Source organism: Selenihalanaerobacter shriftii (assembly GCF_900167185.1).
GTDB classification, from domain to species: domain Bacteria; phylum Bacillota; class Halanaerobiia; order Halobacteroidales; family Acetohalobiaceae; genus Selenihalanaerobacter; species Selenihalanaerobacter shriftii.
On sequence record NZ_FUWM01000022.1, the window covers coordinates 1 to 18047 of the forward strand.

16 protein-coding genes are annotated in these 18047 nt (G+C 31.3%); all 16 read right to left on the minus strand.

Going from position 1 to position 18047, the window contains the following annotated elements; all coding sequences use genetic code 11:
- Positions 1 to 869 (minus strand): alanine dehydrogenase (ald, locus tag B5D41_RS11355; protein ID WP_078810770.1); only part of this gene is annotated, 869 nt, incomplete at its 3' end.
- 268 nt (positions 870 to 1137) lie between these two features.
- Positions 1138 to 2244 (minus strand): alanine/ornithine racemase family PLP-dependent enzyme, encoded by a 1107-nt coding sequence (locus B5D41_RS11360; RefSeq protein ID WP_078810771.1) that lies wholly within the window; start codon positions 2242 to 2244, stop codon positions 1138 to 1140.
- Positions 2245 to 2266: 22 nt separating this feature from the next.
- Positions 2267 to 3697: a Na+/H+ antiporter NhaC gene (nhaC, locus tag B5D41_RS11365; protein ID WP_078810772.1), complete on the minus strand. Its 1431-nt coding sequence runs from the start codon at positions 3695 to 3697 to the stop codon at positions 2267 to 2269.
- A gap of 320 nt (positions 3698 to 4017) precedes the next feature.
- Positions 4018 to 5787, minus strand: a complete 1770-nt coding sequence (locus tag B5D41_RS11370; protein ID WP_078810773.1) for a sigma 54-interacting transcriptional regulator — start codon at positions 5785 to 5787, stop codon at positions 4018 to 4020.
- A gap of 159 nt (positions 5788 to 5946) precedes the next feature.
- Positions 5947 to 7128, minus strand: coding sequence for an MBL fold metallo-hydrolase (locus tag B5D41_RS11375; RefSeq protein WP_078810774.1), 1182 nt, complete (start codon positions 7126 to 7128; stop codon positions 5947 to 5949).
- A gap of 189 nt (positions 7129 to 7317) precedes the next feature.
- The gene (deoC, locus tag B5D41_RS11380) at positions 7318 to 8031 is read right to left on the minus strand and encodes a deoxyribose-phosphate aldolase (RefSeq protein WP_078810775.1); all 714 of its coding nucleotides are present in this window, start codon (positions 8029 to 8031) and stop codon (positions 7318 to 7320) included.
- 48 nt (positions 8032 to 8079) lie between these two features.
- Complete coding sequence (mgtE, locus tag B5D41_RS11385) at positions 8080 to 9438, minus strand: magnesium transporter (protein WP_078810776.1); 1359 nt, start codon at positions 9436 to 9438, stop codon at positions 8080 to 8082.
- 5 nt (positions 9439 to 9443) lie between these two features.
- Complete coding sequence (gene era / locus B5D41_RS11390) at positions 9444 to 10349, minus strand: GTPase Era (RefSeq protein ID WP_078810777.1); 906 nt, start codon at positions 10347 to 10349, stop codon at positions 9444 to 9446.
- 19 nt (positions 10350 to 10368) lie between these two features.
- Positions 10369 to 10824, minus strand: a complete 456-nt coding sequence (locus B5D41_RS11395; RefSeq protein WP_078810778.1) for a GNAT family N-acetyltransferase — start codon at positions 10822 to 10824, stop codon at positions 10369 to 10371.
- A 4-nt stretch (positions 10825 to 10828) separates the two neighbouring features.
- Positions 10829 to 11236 carry a cytidine deaminase gene (locus B5D41_RS11400; protein ID WP_078810779.1) on the minus strand — a complete coding sequence of 136 codons (408 nt, stop codon included), beginning with the start codon at positions 11234 to 11236 and terminating at the stop codon, positions 10829 to 10831.
- A gap of 28 nt (positions 11237 to 11264) precedes the next feature.
- Positions 11265 to 11867 carry a DUF502 domain-containing protein gene (locus B5D41_RS11405; RefSeq protein WP_078810780.1) on the minus strand — a complete coding sequence of 201 codons (603 nt, stop codon included), beginning with the start codon at positions 11865 to 11867 and terminating at the stop codon, positions 11265 to 11267.
- 37 nt (positions 11868 to 11904) lie between these two features.
- On the minus strand, positions 11905 to 13209 hold the full coding sequence (locus tag B5D41_RS11410; RefSeq protein ID WP_327293162.1) for a hemolysin family protein: 1305 nt from the start codon (positions 13207 to 13209) through the stop codon (positions 11905 to 11907).
- A 35-nt stretch (positions 13210 to 13244) separates the two neighbouring features.
- Positions 13245 to 13673, minus strand: a complete 429-nt coding sequence (gene ybeY, locus B5D41_RS11415) for an rRNA maturation RNase YbeY (protein ID WP_078810781.1) — start codon at positions 13671 to 13673, stop codon at positions 13245 to 13247.
- Positions 13657 to 15828, minus strand: coding sequence for an HD family phosphohydrolase (locus tag B5D41_RS11420; RefSeq protein WP_078810782.1), 2172 nt, complete (start codon positions 15826 to 15828; stop codon positions 13657 to 13659). Before B5D41_RS11420 ends, ybeY begins: the two co-directional genes overlap by 17 nt.
- Before the next feature lie 12 nt (positions 15829 to 15840).
- Entirely contained in the window at positions 15841 to 16782 is a 942-nt protein-coding gene (locus tag B5D41_RS11425) for a PhoH family protein (protein WP_078810783.1), read from the minus strand.
- Positions 16783 to 16797: 15 nt separating this feature from the next.
- The gene (gene yqfD, locus B5D41_RS11430) at positions 16798 to 18042 is read right to left on the minus strand and encodes a sporulation protein YqfD (RefSeq protein WP_078810784.1); all 1245 of its coding nucleotides are present in this window, start codon (positions 18040 to 18042) and stop codon (positions 16798 to 16800) included.
- Positions 18043 to 18047 lie beyond the last annotated feature (5 nt).

The following is an 18047-nucleotide window of genomic DNA, read 5'->3' on the forward strand; positions in this document are numbered from 1 at the left end:
TTAGTAAATACCGGATCATCATGAGTAGTTGGATAAGTTGTTTCTACACAACCACCTTGATCAATAGCTACGTCAGCAATAACTGCTCCTTCTTTCATATCTTTAATCATATCTTCAGTTACTAAGTGAGGAGCTTTAGCACCTGGAATTAAGACTCCACCAATTACTAAGTCTGCTTTAGTTACTTCATCATAGATATTATACTTATTAGACATTCTTGTCTTAACATCACCATGGAAGATATCATCTAAATATCTCATCTGTTGAGCATCAATATCCATAATTGTTACGTCTGCGCCTAAACCTTTAGCCATCTTAGCAGAGTTAATACCTACAATTCCACCACCGATAACTATTACTTTTGCTGAAGTTACACCTGGAACTCCACCTAATAAAACTCCACGACCACCTTGTGGTTTCTCTAAGAAACGAGCACCTTCTTGAGTAGCAAGTCTACCTGCTACCTCACTCATTGGCGTAAGTAAAGGTAAAGAACCATCTTCTAACTCAACTGTTTCATAAGCGATAGAAACAACATTCTTCTCCATTAAAGCATCAGTTAATTCTTCTTCTGCAGCTAAGTGAAGATAAGTATAAAGGATCTGTCCTTCTTTAAATAAATCATACTCTTCTGGTAAAGGCTCCTTAACCTTCATAATCATATCTGCTGCATCAAATACTTCTTTTGGAGTAGCTAACATCTTAGCTCCTGCTTGCTTATAATCTTTATCAGAAATCCCACTCCCAACTCCACCATTCTCTTCAATTACTACCTCATGTCCCTCATTAGTCAACGTCTCTACCCCTGCTGGAGTGATTGCAATTCTGTTTTCATTATTCTTAATTTCTGCTGGTACACCTATAATCATTTAAAACTCCTCCTTAATTAAATTTAAAGTTATTTATTAATTTTTCTTTCATTCACTATTGTAACAATGCAAGACCTATGCCATTCTTAGAAATTAATTTTATTTTTTTAAGATTATTTCATTAATCACTGATATCATAGGGGTTCTTTAAAATTTTTATAAATGAAGTTTTAATTCATATTGATAAGTAAATTGATTATAATTAAAGTGTTCGAAAAATAATTTGCGATTATGCAAATTATTTTCCGAATTTTAATTCTATTAAACTCTACCCTACTTTCCTATTTGCAACCTGATTTAAATTATGATAAGTGATATCAACATATTGAGAAGTCATGGCACTAAGTAGTGAACTATAATTTAACTTGAACTTTAAAGTGTCTCCTACTGCTAATGACTTATCAAAGTCAGTTACATCAACTATTAAGTGGTCACTACTTCCGCCTTCTACTTCTACTCCCTTATCTATAGGAATTAGGCCATCTATATCTATATCCTGTCTTCCAATCCCTAAAATAGCTCGTTTTCTAATACCTGTTTTAGTAATTATGCTCTCTTCACCAAAGGCATTCTGACCTCTAGCCCCTTCAGGTTGGGCCGGTTTATCCTTTAATTCAACAATTTCAGCTCTTAATAAGAAAGCATCTTGACATGTACCAGGAAAAGGCTCTCTATTAATCACATTACTTCCAATTAGAATTGTTTCACCTACTCGTAGTTGTGTAATAGAATCTGGTAACCCTTTCTCTTTTAATCGCGGTAATGAACTACTATTACCTCCTGAAATATGCTTAAGGTTTAAACCAAACTTATTATTTATTCTATCCGTTAAATCAATTAATAGTTGCATATTTTTATCCGAAGGTAATACTCCACCAAAACATGCTAGATTAGTACCAAGGCCAACTAACTCTATATTAGATAAATTAGTAATTCTATCTACAACTGAAATCACATTCTCTGGCATAATTCCTTCTCTTCTATCTCCTACATCTACCATTAAAATAATCTTATGTCTTTTATTTGCTTTTTTCGCTTCTTTATCTAAAGCTTTAATGATCTTAATCTCAGAATTAAGACTTATATCTGCATACTTTACTACCTTAGAGACTTCACTTAACATTGGAATTCTAAGTAGCATCAATTCTAAGCCGGATAAATCTAAATTCTTGCGTAAATATTCTAAATTTTCAATTCTGGAATCAGCCAGTCCTTTAACACCACCTGCTAACATAGCTTTAGCTACTTCTAAATCAGCACAGACTGCCTTACCTACTCCCATAACTTCTATACTTTCATTCTTTGCTAAATCTACTATTGTTTTTGTATTAGCTATCAATTTTCTTATGTTAATCTCTACTTTTGGGTTAGACATATAAACCACCTCACTAAGATGCTTAAACCGTTTCTGCTTCTGTTTCATCCATATCTAAGTGCTTCCTAACTGCTTCATCAATCGGCTCAATTGTTATTCCCAATAATCCAAATATTATAGAAACAATAGGAGTTAACCAGTTAAAGAATGCAAATGGTAAATAAGCAACAGTAGCTACCCCTAATGTACTACTCATATAAGCACCACCAGTATTCCACGGAACAAGACAACCGGTTACAGTTCCACTATCTTCTAAAGCACGAGATAAGTTCTTAGGATGAAGTCCTTGATCTTTATAAGCTTGAGCATACATTCTTCCTGTAACAACAATTGACATATACTGTTCAGAAAGCACTACATTCATTCCAATAGCTGATAAGATTGTTGCAGCTATTAAAGAACCATCGGATTGTGCTTTTTGTAGGATTTTATCTACTATAACTTTTAGCTGATTAGTATTCTCCATAATTCCACCAAACATCATAGCCGTAATTACAATAGAAATGGAGTATAACATAGCTGTAAATCCACCATTAGTCAAAAGACTATCTAAAGCAGTAACTCCAGTTTCACTAATGTATCCGTTATATGCTGCATTTAAAATTTGTCCAAAGTTATTACCTTGGAAAATAACTCCTAGAATTGCTCCACTAACAATCCCCATTGAAATTCCAGGAATAGCCGGTATCTTTTTAATAGCTAATCCAATAACAATAATTGGAGGTAATAATAATATTAAACTAATATTGAACTGACTAGATAAACCTTCTAAAATTTGATTTACTCTCCCCATTGTTTCTACACTTCCGCCACCATAAACAAATCCTAAAACTGTTTCAATAATCAAAACTATAATATAACTTGTTCCTGTTGTATAGACCATATGTTTAATATGTTCAAATAACTCACTACCAGCCATTGCCGGAGCAAGATTTGTAGTATCAGATAAAGGTGACATCTTATCTCCAAAGTATGCCCCAGATAATACAGCACCAGCGACAATAGGCATTGGCATTCCTAAACCTTCACCTACACCCATTAAAGCAACACCAATAGTTCCTGCAGTTCCCCAAGAACTCCCTGTAGCTAAAGAAGTTATAGAACAGATTAAGACCGTTGCTACTAAGAAAATCTTTGGACTTAAAATCTGTAATCCATAATATATCATCGTCGGCACTGTACCGCTTAATATCCAAACCCCAACTAAGACTCCTATAACAGAAAGAATTACAATCGCCTGCAGAGCATTGGTTATTCCATCCATCATGCCTTTCTCAATCTCTTTCCATTTATATCCCGCTCTATATGCCATAATTGCTGCTACAAAAGCTCCTATCAACATAGGAACATGTGGAGCAGTCTCATATTTTACAATTGCCAAACCTATTGCAACAACTAAGGATAAAAGTGATACCAACGCTTCCCATAAAAAAGGCTCTCGTTTAGTAGACATTATTTTTTATCTCCCCTTCATTATTTAGTTTAAATTATTAAATATGATTAACTAAGAATTCCTCCTACCACTCCCTTCATTAAGTCTTAAAATTAAATATTTAATTCTACATATATTATAATGCAAATATTATTCCAAACTATTTTAATTTTTCAGAAAAATTAAAATAAAGATTAAGAACCACCTTAATCCTTAAGAATTCAAGCTTGAAATTTTAACTTTACTCTCTATCTACCTCCTTAAAATAAATAATTGTCACAAAATTAAAAACAATAATGCAAAATAAATTGCATTATTGTTAATATTTTTGCATTATTCTATTAAGTTTGTAGGCTATACTTATTTATCTTATATTGTAAAGACTGTCTCTTCACACCTAAATCCCTTGCTGCTTGACTGATATTCCCAGCAGTATCATCAATAGCTTCTTTAATTAATCGTTTTTCAATATCTTCCATAAGTTCAGGTAAAGATTCTTCACTATTAATATTTAAGTTATCTTCTTCATTATCTTCTTTAATATTTTTAATATCAATCATAAACGGCTCTACATGTTGCTCTTCAATCTTTCCTCGCTTACCAACAATATTAATAGCCCCTTCTAAAACATGCTCTAATTGTCTAACATTTCCTGGCCAATCATATTTTAAGAATAATTTCTCAACTTCTTTAGTAATACCACTGATCCTGTAATTAAATTTACGATTAAATTTATTAATAAAATATTCTACTAATAAAGAAATATCATCTTTTCTCTCCTGTAAGGATGGTAACTGTAAATTAACAACTGCTAATCTATAATATAAATCTTCTCTTAACTCTCCAGCCTGAAAAGCCTTTGCCGGTTCTTTATTAATTGTAGCTATAACCCTAACATCAACCTCTATTAACTCATTCCCACCAACATATCTAATCATACCTTCTTGTAAAACTCTTAACAGTTTAGCTTGGAGTTCTAATGACATAGAATTTATCTCATCTAATAATATTGTTCCTCCATTAGCCTGCTCAAAAAGCCCTTTTCTATCTACTGCTCCTGTGAATCCACCTTTTTTAGTACCAAATAAAATTCCTTCTAGCAAATCCTTTGGCAATGCTGCACAATTTTGAGCAATAAAAGGTTTACCTCGTCTCGGACTAGAATTATGAATACTCTGAGCAAATAATTCCTTCCCAGTTCCTGTTTGTCCAGAAATCAAAACTGAAGATGAAGTTTTAGATGCTTGCTTTGCATATTTAATCTTCTTTTTAAGGTCCCAATTCTGTCCAATTATATCTGAAAAGAGATATTTAGTTCCATTATTAAGTTCTTTTTTTTCTGTGTCATCAGCTTTATATAATTCTGATTGTAAATCAAGATTTTTTTCTGATAACTCTTTTAATTTAGTAACATCTTTTGCTATCTCTAAAGCACCAATAAATTGATTATCTAAAGTTATTGGTAAAGTCTTATTAATTGTTGTTATCTCTTCACCTTTATAATTTGTATAACTCTGTTCATGTTCCATAATAGGTTTTTGTGAATCTAAAGTTCTTAATAAAGTACTAGTCGTTCTATCTAGTGAAGGGAAAATATCTAACAACTTTTCATCAAGCACTTGTTCTTTTTCATGATTTTCTAATTCAGCCATTTTAGAATTATAAAAAATAGTAAGCCCTTCTTCATCGACCACATGAATACCATCATCAATTGAATTTAAAATAGTTTCTAGATTCTTTTTAAGTCTTTTAACACCTTCTAATTCCTTAGCCATCTCTTCAGCTTCTTTATCTTCCTGAAAATAAGCTACTGCTCCTATTATTTCACCTTGGTCACAAATAGGCATTCTATTAGTTAAAATCCGATTCTTATTTAAATTCTGATACTGGTTTAACTCTACTCGCCCACTTTCTAATATAACATCTATCCTAGTATTTGGGATGACATCTATTACCTGTTTACCGACAACATTTTCTTCTTTAATATTTAATAACTCTAATGCTAAATCATTAATCGTAACTATCTCACCTTCTGCGTTGACTACAACTATTCCACCTGGAACTCCTTCTAGTAATGCTTTATTTAATAGTTTGTTATGAGGAATAACCATCTAAATCTCCCCCTTGCTTATTAATTCCCTGAATTTCTATCTCTATGTAGAATGTTCTCTTAAAAGCGACAAAATCCTTTATTTTTCCCTTTGCAAATCCTTCTTTCAAATAAAAAAAGGAGTATATAAATTTATATACTCCCAAAAATGATTATATTTTTAATATTCATCTATTAAATTTTGGTTTTTATCATAAAGAGCAGCTGCATCACCATCATTATTCCAGATATATCTTTTAGTCCAAACAATAGTATTAAGAGTCCAATTAGCTTTTCTACCACTAACTACTTTTAAAATTCCTCCTGGTTTAATAACTGTATTATTTGGAAAGACGAATTGTTGATTCCCTCTTAAACTTACTAACATCCAACCAGATAGATCAATGATTTTTTTACTCTTATTCTTAATTACTACTTTTTCTTTATATAAATCCACCTTGGTTATTTGAACTTTAGTTTTTTTCTTATTTCTCTTTAAAGAAATAGCTGATTTATTAAATTTAATCTGCTTTCCATCACTAATAGCAATAATTATTCCTTGTTTATCGGTTCTATATATACTTATTTTCCTATCTTTCAATTTCTTAAGAATAAATGGTGAAGGATGACCATAATTATTATTTAAGCCTACTGAAATTATAGCATATTCAGGATTAACTTGCTCTAAAAACTCTTGGGTAGTTGAAGTATTACTACCATGGTGCCCTACCTTCAATAGATCCACTTTCAAATTATCACGTTTTTTAATTAAATCTCTCTCAGCTTGAGCCTCTGCATCACCAGTAAACAAGAATGAATTATCTCCATGTTTGACTTGAATCACCGCCGACCAATTATTCAAATCACCATAATCATTTTTAATTGGACCAATTATTTTAACTTTTAAATTTTCTTTATTAATTAATTTAACACCTGCTTTAGCTACTAATATCTTCCTTTGTTTATCTTTAATAGCTAATAATAGATCTTCAAAACTTTTGGTATTATGTGTTACCCTAGGCATATAAACCTTTCCTATTTTAAAATTATAAATTATATTATCTAACCCACCTATATGATCTTCATGAGGATGAGTCCCTATTAAATAGTCGATCTTATTAATCCCTAATCGCTTAATATAATTAACCACTCGTTTACCGTCATCATTATTACCACCATCAATTAACATAATCTGATCATTAGGAAATTGTAATAATGTAGCATCAGCTTGACCAACATCAATGAAATGAACTACTACGTTAGTAGAGGAAGCAGTAACGTTTTCGTTACATCCAGCAGCTATTAAGAAGATTAATATTACTAAACTTAATACAACTAAGCTACTTCTTCTAAATCTTTTCATAATTTATTCTCTCCTTCAGTAATTCAATGCTATATCTTAATACCTATTCTTAAGTACATTTAAATATAATGATTTAATCACAAAAGGATCTTCATGCTCTATAACATAAAAAAACTATATAGTTAATCATCCATAGATAATTAACTATATAGCATACCTTTGATAATCTAAAACATAATTTGATTAATTTTAATAGTCTTCTTCCTCATCTTCATTCTCTTCTCGTCTCTTACCAGTTACAATATCTACTCCTCTACTAGCACCAATTCGATTAGCTCCAGCATCTAGCATATCTAAAGCATCATCAAAGTTCCCGATCCCCCCAGAAGCTTTAACTCCAATAGAACGACCTACAGTCTTACGCATTAGACTTACATCTTCAACATTTGCTCCACCTGCTCCAAAACCAGTAGAAGTCTTAACAAATTCTGCTTTAGCATCTTTAGCTATTTTACAAACTTTTACTATCTCTTCATCGGTTAAGTAAGATGTTTCAATGATCACTTTAGTAATTATGTCTTTAGTCACCCCTGCTATATTAGTAGAATCAACTACTGCTTTAATATCATTGTAAACAATATCGAAAGCACCTGATTTAATTGCACCAATATTAGCTACCATATCTATTTCTTGAGCCCCTTCACTAATTGCTTTTTTAGTTTCAAAAGCCTTTACTTCTTGGGCATTAGCTCCTAAAGGAAACCCTACTACTGTACAGACTTTAACTGAAGTATCCTTTAAAAGCCTCGCAGCCATTGGTACAAATGCGGGATTTACACAAACTGAAGCAAAATCATATTCCTTTGCTTCATCACACTTCTCCTTTACCTCTTCTACTGTAGCATTAGCATTTAAAATAGTATGGTCAATCATTTTAGCCATATCTTTTGGTTTAATTGCCATAGTATCAACTCCTTAAATTAATCTTAATTTAAAATTTATCCAACTATTCTACATTAGTCTTTGTAAAAAGATTGTAGCTAATGTAAAATAAATAAAAAGTCCTGACACATCTATTAACGTAGTAATAAATGGACCTGCCGCTACTGCTGGATCAGCTCCCAGCGAGTCAATAATAAACGGAATTGCAGTCCCACCTATAACTGCTGTTATTAATGTGCAAAACATTGCCATACCTACCACTAAACCTAACATAGGATTTCCTTGCCAAACTAAAGCAATCAATGCAATTAAGCTCCCTAATATAGTTGCTAATATCAATCCTACTTTTATTTCATTAAATAAATGCGCTTTAATATTTCTTTCACTTAAATCACCAGTAGCTAATCCTCTTACAACCATAGTAAGTGATTGAGTACCTACATTGCCTCCCATATCCATTAAGACTGGAATAAAGAAGGCTAATGCTACCACTGACTCTAACGCTCCTTCAAAATTTCTAATAACAGTACCAGATAATAAATCACCAAATAATAAAATTAATAACCAGGGTAACCTCTTTATAATTCCACTTAATACTATATTACTCTCTTCTGTTAATCCTAATTCAGATGTACCAGCCATTTTATACATATCTTCAGTAGCTTCTTCCTCAATAACATCGATAATATCATCTACTGTAATAATTCCCAATAATAATCCTTGTTGATTAACAACCGGAACAGATAACAAATCATATTTAGATATTATCTTAGCTACTTCTTCCTGATCTAAATTAACATCTACAGTAATTACTTTTTGATTCATTAAATCTTTTACTTGCTTATCAGGTGAAGCCGATATTAGTTCTCTCATTGAGAGAACTCCTACCATCTCTTTTCGTTCATTAATTACATAAATATAATAAATCATTTCTGCATCAGGAGCAATATCCCTTAATTTTTGAATTGCCTCTTTAACTGATTTCTCCTCTTTCATTGCTATATATTCTGTAGTCATTATTCCGCCGGCACTCTCTTCATCATAACCTAATAATTGTTGAATTAGCTCGGCTTCTTCTTCTTTTATTAACTTTAGAAGGGCCTTTGCCTGACCAATGGATAAAGCACCTAATAAGTCCGTTATATCATCAGAATACATAGCATCTAAAACTTTAGTTAATCTTATATTACTTAAAAACTTTAATAATTTATGTTCAGTTTCATAATCTGCCTCTGCTAAGATATCAGCCAGCTTTTCAGTAGAAATTAAATCAATTATTTTTTTTACTTTTTCTTCTTCTAATGCTTCCAATATTTCTACTAAATCTGCTGGATGAAGTTCCTTAACTTTATGTTTTAATAATTTTTCTGTATTGGATTTAATCAATTCATTAAATTCTTCTATCAATTTTTCTTTATTTCTTGTCATTTACCTCACCCCCGATAACCCAACATCTTTAAGGCATCCTCCTTTTCTCTCCAATCTTTTCTTACTTTCACCCATAAATCTAAATAAATTTGACTCCCTAATAAATCTTCTATATCTTTTCTAGCTCGCTTACCAATCTCTCTTAACCGCTTACCATTTTTACCAATAATGATCCCTTTTTGTGAATTTCTCTCCACATAAATATTCGCATTAATATCAATTAAATCTCTTTCTTCTCTCTTCTTCATTTGAATTATCTCTATGGCAACGGCATGAGGAACTTCTTCTCGAGTTAAATACATGATCTTTTCTCTAATTAACTCTGTTATTACAAACTGTTCAATTTGATCAGTAATCATATCATTAGGATAATATTTAGGACCTTTAGGAATAAGTTTTATAGTTTCCTCAATTAATGTATCTAAATTATTTCCTGTCTTAGCAGAAACCGGAATCACATCAATATAATCACCTAATCGATTAACTTCTTCTATTCTATTTGCTAATTTCTGTTTACCTATAAGATCTATTTTATTTAAAACGACAATAATCGGCGTATTTAAGCCAGATAATTGTTTACTTATCTTTCTATCTAACCTAGTAATTCCTTTCCTAGCATCAATCATAAAGAATATAAGGTCTATCTTTTGCAGAGATTTATAAGCTACATCAACCATATATTCTCCCATCTTATCCTGTGCTTGATGGATTCCTGGCGTATCTATAAAAATAACCTGGGCATCATCTTGAGTATAAATACACTGAATTTTATTTCGAGTAGTCTGTTGTTTAGGAGTAGTAATAACTACTTTCTCCCCAATTAAATTATTAATTAACGTAGACTTTCCTACATTAGGTTGACCAATAACTGTTACAAAACCTGATTTAAAGTCAGCATCTGTTTCTAGCATTTAAATTTACACCCCACTTCTATAAACTTAACTTCATTACTAGTCTTGGCTCATCTTTACCATACTCTTCTGGTCGATGTTCTTCTTTATAGAAATCAAATTTATCTTTATAAATATGATAAGCAGGTTCATTATCAGGAGCGACAGTTAACTCTACTTCTTTGATATCTCTATTAGCTAACCATTCTAAAGTATAATTTAATACCTCACTCCCTAAACCTTGATTATGATATTCTTCTTTTATCGATAATCCAAATATATATGCTAATTCAGGATTATCAAAATCTCTCATGATTTCAGCTAATCCTACTGGTTCTGTAGAGTTATAAATCACTATAACTTTACCATGATTAATAAAAGGAACTAGATGCCATTTATTTAATCCGCCTGTTCCAAACGCTTGGGTTTCTAAGTTCACCAATTCATCTAACAAATTATTATTATATTCATCTAGGACCTCAATTCTATATTCCATGCCCTTATTCTATATCCTCCTTATTAAAAGAACCCCATAAAAGCTCATTAATTTCTTTAACTAAAATGTCACCTGACAAATTAGACATAATTACTTTTAAATCATTATTACCGAATTCTGTAATTACTTGACGACAAGCTCCACAAGGTGTACAAGGACCTTCGGTATCAGCTACAATACCAATAGCTTTTATTTGAATCTCTCCTTCTTGTGAAACAGCATTAAAAATAGCTGTTCTTTCAGCACAATTACTTAATCCATAAGAAGCATTTTCAACATTACATCCAGTATAAATTTGATCATCAGTAGTTAATACCGCAGCACCTACAGCAAAATTAGAATAAGGCACATAAGCATTCTCTCTTGCTTGAATTGCTTCTTCAATTAATTTATCATAAATTGTTGAGTCCATTATCTAACAGCTCCTTTATTAAGATACTCTATTGATTTATAAGACCTTTTTCTGGTACCACAGTTCCTCCAGAAATTATCAATTTTAACCCCTCTTCCACAGTCATATCTAAATATGTAACATCCTCCTTAGGCACTAAAATTAGCATACCCGAAGTTGGATTAGGAGTTGTAGGAATAAAAATATTAATCACTTCTTCATCAGTATTACTTTGAATCTCACCCATACCTTGACTAGTTAAGAATCCTACCTGATAAATCCCTTTCCGTGGATACTCTATCATAACTACCTTTCTAAAAGCCGTCTTATTCTTTAAAAACAAAGCATTAATTAACTGTTGAACCGTTAAATAAATATTTCTAACTAAAGGAATCTTAGTTAGAATTTTTTCTCCATAATCAATTAAACGTTTACCTAATACATTAGTACCTATGGCTCCTACTCCTAAGATTACACCTAAAGTAAGCATAAAACCTAAACCATAAATTGACCTGCCGATTATTAATTCGACTACAGGTCTTAAAACACCATCTACAGCACTAAATATATTAGTTACTATATATATAGTAACTATTAATGGCAATAATATTATTATTCCTGTAATTAAATAATTTCTTAAATTCTTTAACATCAAAACAGCCTCCTAATTTATTTGAGGAAGTGGCTCATTATTCAACTTCAGCTAAACTCTCTCCTGCTTCAACGGGATCTTTTTTGATAATTCTCACCTTTGAGATCCTACGTTGAATAGTATTTTCAACAACTAATGTTAAATTTTCAAATTCTATCTCTTCTTGTTCTTCAGGAACATATCCTAAAATACTTAATATGAAGCCACTAATTGTTTCATAATTTTCTTCTGGTAAATCTACTTCCATAATTTCATTAATCTCATCTATATCTACTCTAGAATCTGCTAATATTTCATTCTCTGAAATAACTTTAATCTGTTTCTCTTCAACATCATATTCATCTTGAATATCTCCTACTATTTCTTCTAACAAATCTTCAATAGTTACTAAACCTTCAGTACCCCCATACTCATCCAAAATAATAGCCATATGAATTTTCTCTTTTCTTAACTCAGTTAGCAAACTATCTATCTCTTTAGTCTCAGGAATATAATAGGCCGGACGCATTATCTTTTTTATCTCTGCAGGTTTATCCTTATTCAAAAAATTTAATAAATCCTTAGCATAAACAATTCCTACTATATTATCTATAGTATCATTATAAACCGGCACCCTAGAATAACCTAAATCTATAATTAACTCTACTAACTCTTTAATCGGCGTACTAACCTCAACACAAACCATATCTATTCTTGGTATCATAATCTCTTTTACTATGGTGTCATCAAAATCAAATATACTATTAATCATCTCTCTTTCATCAGCTTCAATTACTCCTTCTCTCTCTCCTACATTAACGAACTTCTTAATTTCTTCTTCCGTTACAAATGGCTTCCTTTGATTTGGTTTACCACCTAAAGCCTTAATTATGAAACTAGTAACAAAAGTCAAAATTTTGATAAAAGGAGCAAAAATATAAGAAAATATTTCGATATATCTTGACACCCATTTTGAAGCCAATACAGAATTTTGAGTAGCAAAAGATTTAGGTGTAATCTCACCAAAGATTAATATAAATAGGGTAACTAATCCTGTAGCAATTCCCACTCCTTTAGTACCAAACAAGTCTATAGCTAAAGCAGTAGCAATTGAAGAAGCAGCAATATTAACTAGGTTATTTCCTACTAAAATAGTAGTTAATAATTTATCAGGTTGGTCTAACAATCTATCAACAATTTTAGCTTTTTGGTCATCCTCCTGGGTTAAATGTTTAATTTTAACTCTATTTACTGACATCAACGCTGTTTCTGATCCAGAAAAGAAACCTGATAAAATAAATAAAACCCCTAAAGCTACTAATTCTAAAGTTTGTAAAGAAATCAAGTCGTACATTACAGCCATTACAGCCCCTCCTTAACTAAAACTTAACCTCATTACTAGTCTCTTTTTAAGTTAAGTTGCTTAAGTACCTTTTCCTCTTGGTTTCTCATCTTAGCTTTATCATCTTGCTCTTTATGATCATAACCTAACAGATGTAACATTCCATGAACTGTTAAAAAACCTATTTCTCTAGCTAAAGAATGTCCGTACTCTTTAGCTTGCTCTTTAGCTCTTTCTAAAGAAATAATAATATCACCTAAAAATTCATCATCTAAAGGAAAAGATAAAACATCTGTTGGTTCATCTTTATTTCGATATTCATGATTTAATTCCTTTATATATTTATTATCTACTAAAGCCACACTTACCTCTTTAGGTGTAGCCTCTTCGAGTTGAGCTGCTTTAATAATTACCTGGTTAATTAATTCTTTTGAATTTTTGTCAACCTCAATCTTTTCTTGTAAATTATTAATTAGAATTTTCATTAGAATTTGCTTCTCCCTTCATCTCTTCAGCTAAATGTTCTGGATACTCTACTCGATTATGAAAACGACCTGTTAATACATTAACAAAAGCAGTCCCAATCTTATCTAAATCCTTAAGTGTTAAATCGGATTCATCTAATTGACCTTCATCTAATTTATTTCTGATCAACTCTCTTACTACAACTTCTAACTTTCCAGGATTAGAATGAACCTCAACTTTAGAACGTGTAGCTGCTTCTGTAATATCGGCTAACATGATTATAGCTGATTCTTTAGTCTGTGGTTTAGGTCCTGGATATCTAAACTCTTCTTCGTTTACATTTTCATATTTATCATCATGTAAAGCCTCTTGATAGAAGAAAGAAACTAAACTCTTAGCATGATGTTGTCTGATAATATCAATTATCTTATTAGGTAAACCATATTTCTTAGCTAGCTCAACACCATCTTTAACATGAGAAGTAATAATTAAAGTACTTAAATTTGGTGATAATTTATCATGAGGATTCTCTTTGCTAAACTGATTTTCTGTAAAAAAGTATGGTCTCTTAATCTTTCCTATATCATGATAATATGCTCCAACTCTAACTAATAGGGCATCAGCATCTACCGCATCTGCCGCTGCTTCAGCTAAATTCCCAACAACAGTACTGTGTTGGTAGGTACTCGGGGCTTCTACCATCAGTTTTTTAAGTAATGGTTGATTATTAGGATTAGATAATTCTAATAGTTTAACCGGTGAAGTAATTCCGAATGTATTCTCTAAATACGGTAGAAATCCATTAGTTACCACTCCAACTATTATTCCATTTATTATACCCAGACTTATTGATTTTAATAGTTCCAAAAATTCAACAGGCGGAGCACTTAACTCAAAAGCTAAAATAGTTAAAACACTGGCGCCACTTACATAAAATCCAGCTCTTACTAAATCATTCCGCTGAGTCACCTTAGAAACACTATAAATCCCAACTAATCCACCAACTAAGGCTACTGCTGCTCCAGCAACTCCAGCTCCCGTTACTAAAGTTACTAAAAAACTTAAAGCCATTGTGGCCATAATTGATAAGTTATAATCAACCAAAATAGCTAATAACATTGATAATCCAGCAACAGGAACTAAATAAGCAGGATTATCAATAAGTTCTAAGAAAGTCATTATCTTAGCAAATAATAGCATTAAAATAGGTAAAATACCTAATAAAGCTACTACCCCTTCATCATCAACTATTTTTGCTTTATACTGTGAAACATATATTACAAAAACACTTACAAAGATAAATACAATTAACGCTAAACCTAAAATAGCTATGAAATCAACCTGCTTATGTCTTAATCCTAATTCTTTCAAAACTTTAATGTCCTCTTGTACAACTACCTTACCATATCGAATAATAACCTGCCCTTGATGAATTGTTTTCTTAACAGGTTTAACCGCTTCTTTTGCTTCTTCTCTTCGTTTAGTAGTAGCTTCTTTATCTAAGATTAAATTAGGACGAATTAAATTCTGAATTAATTCATCAATTACATGTCTGTAACGATTATTAGCTGATAAAGATTGAACCTCTCTTTCAATCTGTTCTTTAACTTGTTTCATAGCATCGCTTTTAATGCCTCGACTTAGATACCTAGTTAAAATATTCTCAGTCTTATTCTCTACATAGTTCAAAGTTTCGGCATTAGCTTTTAAAAGATAACGAATTGAATTATCTGTAACATTAATTGCAGTCTTACCTTGGATTTCAGATATTTTTTCTGTTAAAGATAAACTTTTATCAATCTTTTTAGCATCAACCTCAACTATATTACTATATTTTTTTATTATTGTAAAGAAATCATTTAATTCCTTACGTACTTCTTTTAATACTGTTACATCTTCTTCATATACCTTAGGAACAGATTCAGCAGCTTTCAATTTTAGCTCCTCTGTCCTATCTTCATCAATATATTCAATAGTCTTAGGAGCCTCTATATCTCTAGGGCTAACTTGTCCGACTTCTAAATTAACCTGATTTGGTATAAAGTCTATTGTTAAAATTAAAGTTAAAATAATAAAGACTACAATTCCCCAGATCCAACGTTTCGTAACCATATCCTGAGAAAGCTGTAGATCACCTGCTGAAATCTTCTCCTTCATTTCATCTAAAAAACCCATTATCTACACTCCTTAACTTCTTTCATAAGCTTCAATGATCTTTTGTACTAATCTATGACGTACAACATCTCTATTAGTTAAATAAATTAATTCTATTCCTTCAATATCTGTTAATATTTTACGAACTTGACTAAGACCTGAAGCCTTGCGATTAGGTAAATCAACTTGTGTAATATCTCCATTTATTACAGCTTTTGAATCAACTCCTAATCGAGTTAAAAACATCTTCATTTGAGCAGAAGTTGTATTCTGTGCTTCATCTAAAATCACAAAAGAATCCTTTAAAGTTCTCCCTCGCATATAAGCTAAAGGAGCAATTTCAATAATTTCCTGTTCCAACAATTCATTTACCTTTTTAGGGCCCAAAACTTCATATAACGCATCATATAAAGGACGCAAGTAAGGATCTACTTTCTCCTGTAAATCACCAGGTAAAAAACCTAAGTTTTCACCAGCTTCAATAGCAGGTCTAGTCAAAATAATTCTTCTTACTTGATTAGTAACTAAAGCATTAACCGCCATTACTACTGCTAAATATGTCTTCCCGGTTCCTGCTGGTCCAATTCCAAATACTATATCATGATTACGAATAGAGTCTATATATTTTTTTTGGCCTAAAGTTTTAGGTTTGATTTTTTTACCTTTATAAGTTACTTGAATCACATCAGAATATATCTTATCTAAGTCGAATCTATCTTCCATTGCTAAGTCAATAGCATATTCTATTTCCCTTTCATCTAAATTATTATTATTAATTGCCACCTTGCTTAATTCACTAAATAATTTAGCCACCCGCTTTACTTCCTCTTCTTCACCTTCAACTTGGACTCGATTTCCTCTAGCCAAAATATCCACATCAAACGTATCTTCAATTAATTTTAAACTTTTATCTTGTTGTCCAAATATTCTTCTAGCTATTTCATTAGTAGTAAGTACTATTTCTTTTTGAGCCAATGCTACTATAACCCCCTACTGAATATTTTCTTGTAAAGCAATATCCTCTTTAGTTATTATTAAAGCTTTGACCCTAACTATATTATTCACTTCTTGGTTCATAGATATTACCTTTAAATCTTTATCTATAATTACTGCATTTTCATCAAGTTTACTTAAAATCTTTTTTAAAACTCGCTTTTTAGCTAGTTTCTTAGCTTCAGCTAAACTCCGTCTTTCTTGGAATTCCTTAACTTTTATATATCTTCTTCTAATTATTTCGATAGGAAGATTAATATTCCTCCATGATGGTAAAGATTTAGTAGTCTTCTCTACTTTAAAATAAGTAAAAGGCGGTTTCTTAGGACCATAAAATTTAATCTCCATATCTTTATACTTAATACTAATACTATCAATGATATCTTCTGTCTTCTGTTGATGATAATCTATTAGTCTAACCTCTCCATAGCTCTCATACCAGACTTTAGCCTTTACAATTCCTTTAGCTACCACTTTTTTTATTTCTACAGGTTCTTGCTCTTTTTTAGATTCAGCATCTATTACTGTCTCTTCATCAGAAGGTTTAGAATAATATTTTATAGTTCCGCTAACTAATTTTTCTCCTGCCTGCACCACTTCTCCTTCTTTAATTACTGGTTGCCCCTGTAAGACAATTACTTCTTCAATTAATCCTGATTTTTTAGCAACTATATCAACTGCTTGTTCACCATTAGTCTGTTGATCGATAATAACCTTTTCTACTATATCTACTAACAACTTTGTCCCTTTTAACTCAACATTAGCCCAAGCAACCTCTGGCTGAATTCTTATTCTTTTTTCTACTTCTGAGATATCTAATTTATACTTCAACATACCATACTCAAACCCTGCTTTCTTTAATAAAGAAAAAACTTCCGCCTCTTTTGTTTCTTCTACTCCTTTAATTTCCACAAACCAAATAAAAGATGAAAGTATATATATGGTTAAAATAGCAACAACTACTCCCACAATAAAAGCTTTCCTGCTTTTAGATTTATTTATTAAAAATGGTAATCCATGTTTCGATTTTATTCTAACTTTACATTGTGCTCGCCTAACATATTTTCTAACTTCTTTAAAATCTTTGGCACTTAACTTAGCTTCAAGTTGCCCTTCTTTATTAATAATATCCCAAACTTTTAATTCACTTCTGATTAAAAAATTAATCAACTTTTCTTTAGCATAACCATTAATCTCAATTGTTAAATAACCATGAAATAAATATAATAACTTAAAAAGCATAATTA

What these genes read in the sequence shown, in the direction of transcription:
- B5D41_RS11360 (WP_078810771.1), bottom strand. Translation starts at nt 2,244, where the DNA reads ATGTCTAACCCAAAAGTAGAGATTAACATAAGAAAATTGATAGCTAAT.
- nhaC (WP_078810772.1), bottom strand. Translation starts at nt 3,697, where the DNA reads ATGTCTACTAAACGAGAGCCTTTTTTATGGGAAGCGTTGGTATCACTT.
- B5D41_RS11370 (WP_078810773.1), bottom strand. Translation starts at nt 5,787, where the DNA reads ATGGTTATTCCTCATAACAAACTATTAAATAAAGCATTACTAGAAGGA.
- B5D41_RS11375 (WP_078810774.1), bottom strand. Translation starts at nt 7,128, where the DNA reads ATGAAAAGATTTAGAAGAAGTAGCTTAGTTGTATTAAGTTTAGTAATA.
- deoC (WP_078810775.1), bottom strand. Translation starts at nt 8,031, where the DNA reads ATGGCAATTAAACCAAAAGATATGGCTAAAATGATTGACCATACTATT.
- mgtE (WP_078810776.1), bottom strand. Translation starts at nt 9,438, where the DNA reads ATGACAAGAAATAAAGAAAAATTGATAGAAGAATTTAATGAATTGATT.
- era (WP_078810777.1), bottom strand. Translation starts at nt 10,349, where the DNA reads ATGCTAGAAACAGATGCTGACTTTAAATCAGGTTTTGTAACAGTTATT.
- B5D41_RS11395 (WP_078810778.1), bottom strand. Translation starts at nt 10,824, where the DNA reads ATGGAATATAGAATTGAGGTCCTAGATGAATATAATAATAATTTGTTA.
- B5D41_RS11400 (WP_078810779.1), bottom strand. Translation starts at nt 11,236, where the DNA reads ATGGACTCAACAATTTATGATAAATTAATTGAAGAAGCAATTCAAGCA.
- B5D41_RS11405 (WP_078810780.1), bottom strand. Translation starts at nt 11,867, where the DNA reads ATGTTAAAGAATTTAAGAAATTATTTAATTACAGGAATAATAATATTA.
- B5D41_RS11410 (WP_327293162.1), bottom strand. Translation starts at nt 13,209, where the DNA reads ATGGCTGTAATGTACGACTTGATTTCTTTACAAACTTTAGAATTAGTA.
- ybeY (WP_078810781.1), bottom strand. Translation starts at nt 13,673, where the DNA reads ATGAAAATTCTAATTAATAATTTACAAGAAAAGATTGAGGTTGACAAA.
- B5D41_RS11420 (WP_078810782.1), bottom strand. Translation starts at nt 15,828, where the DNA reads ATGGGTTTTTTAGATGAAATGAAGGAGAAGATTTCAGCAGGTGATCTA.
- yqfD (WP_078810784.1), bottom strand. Translation starts at nt 18,042, where the DNA reads ATGCTTTTTAAGTTATTATATTTATTTCATGGTTATTTAACAATTGAG.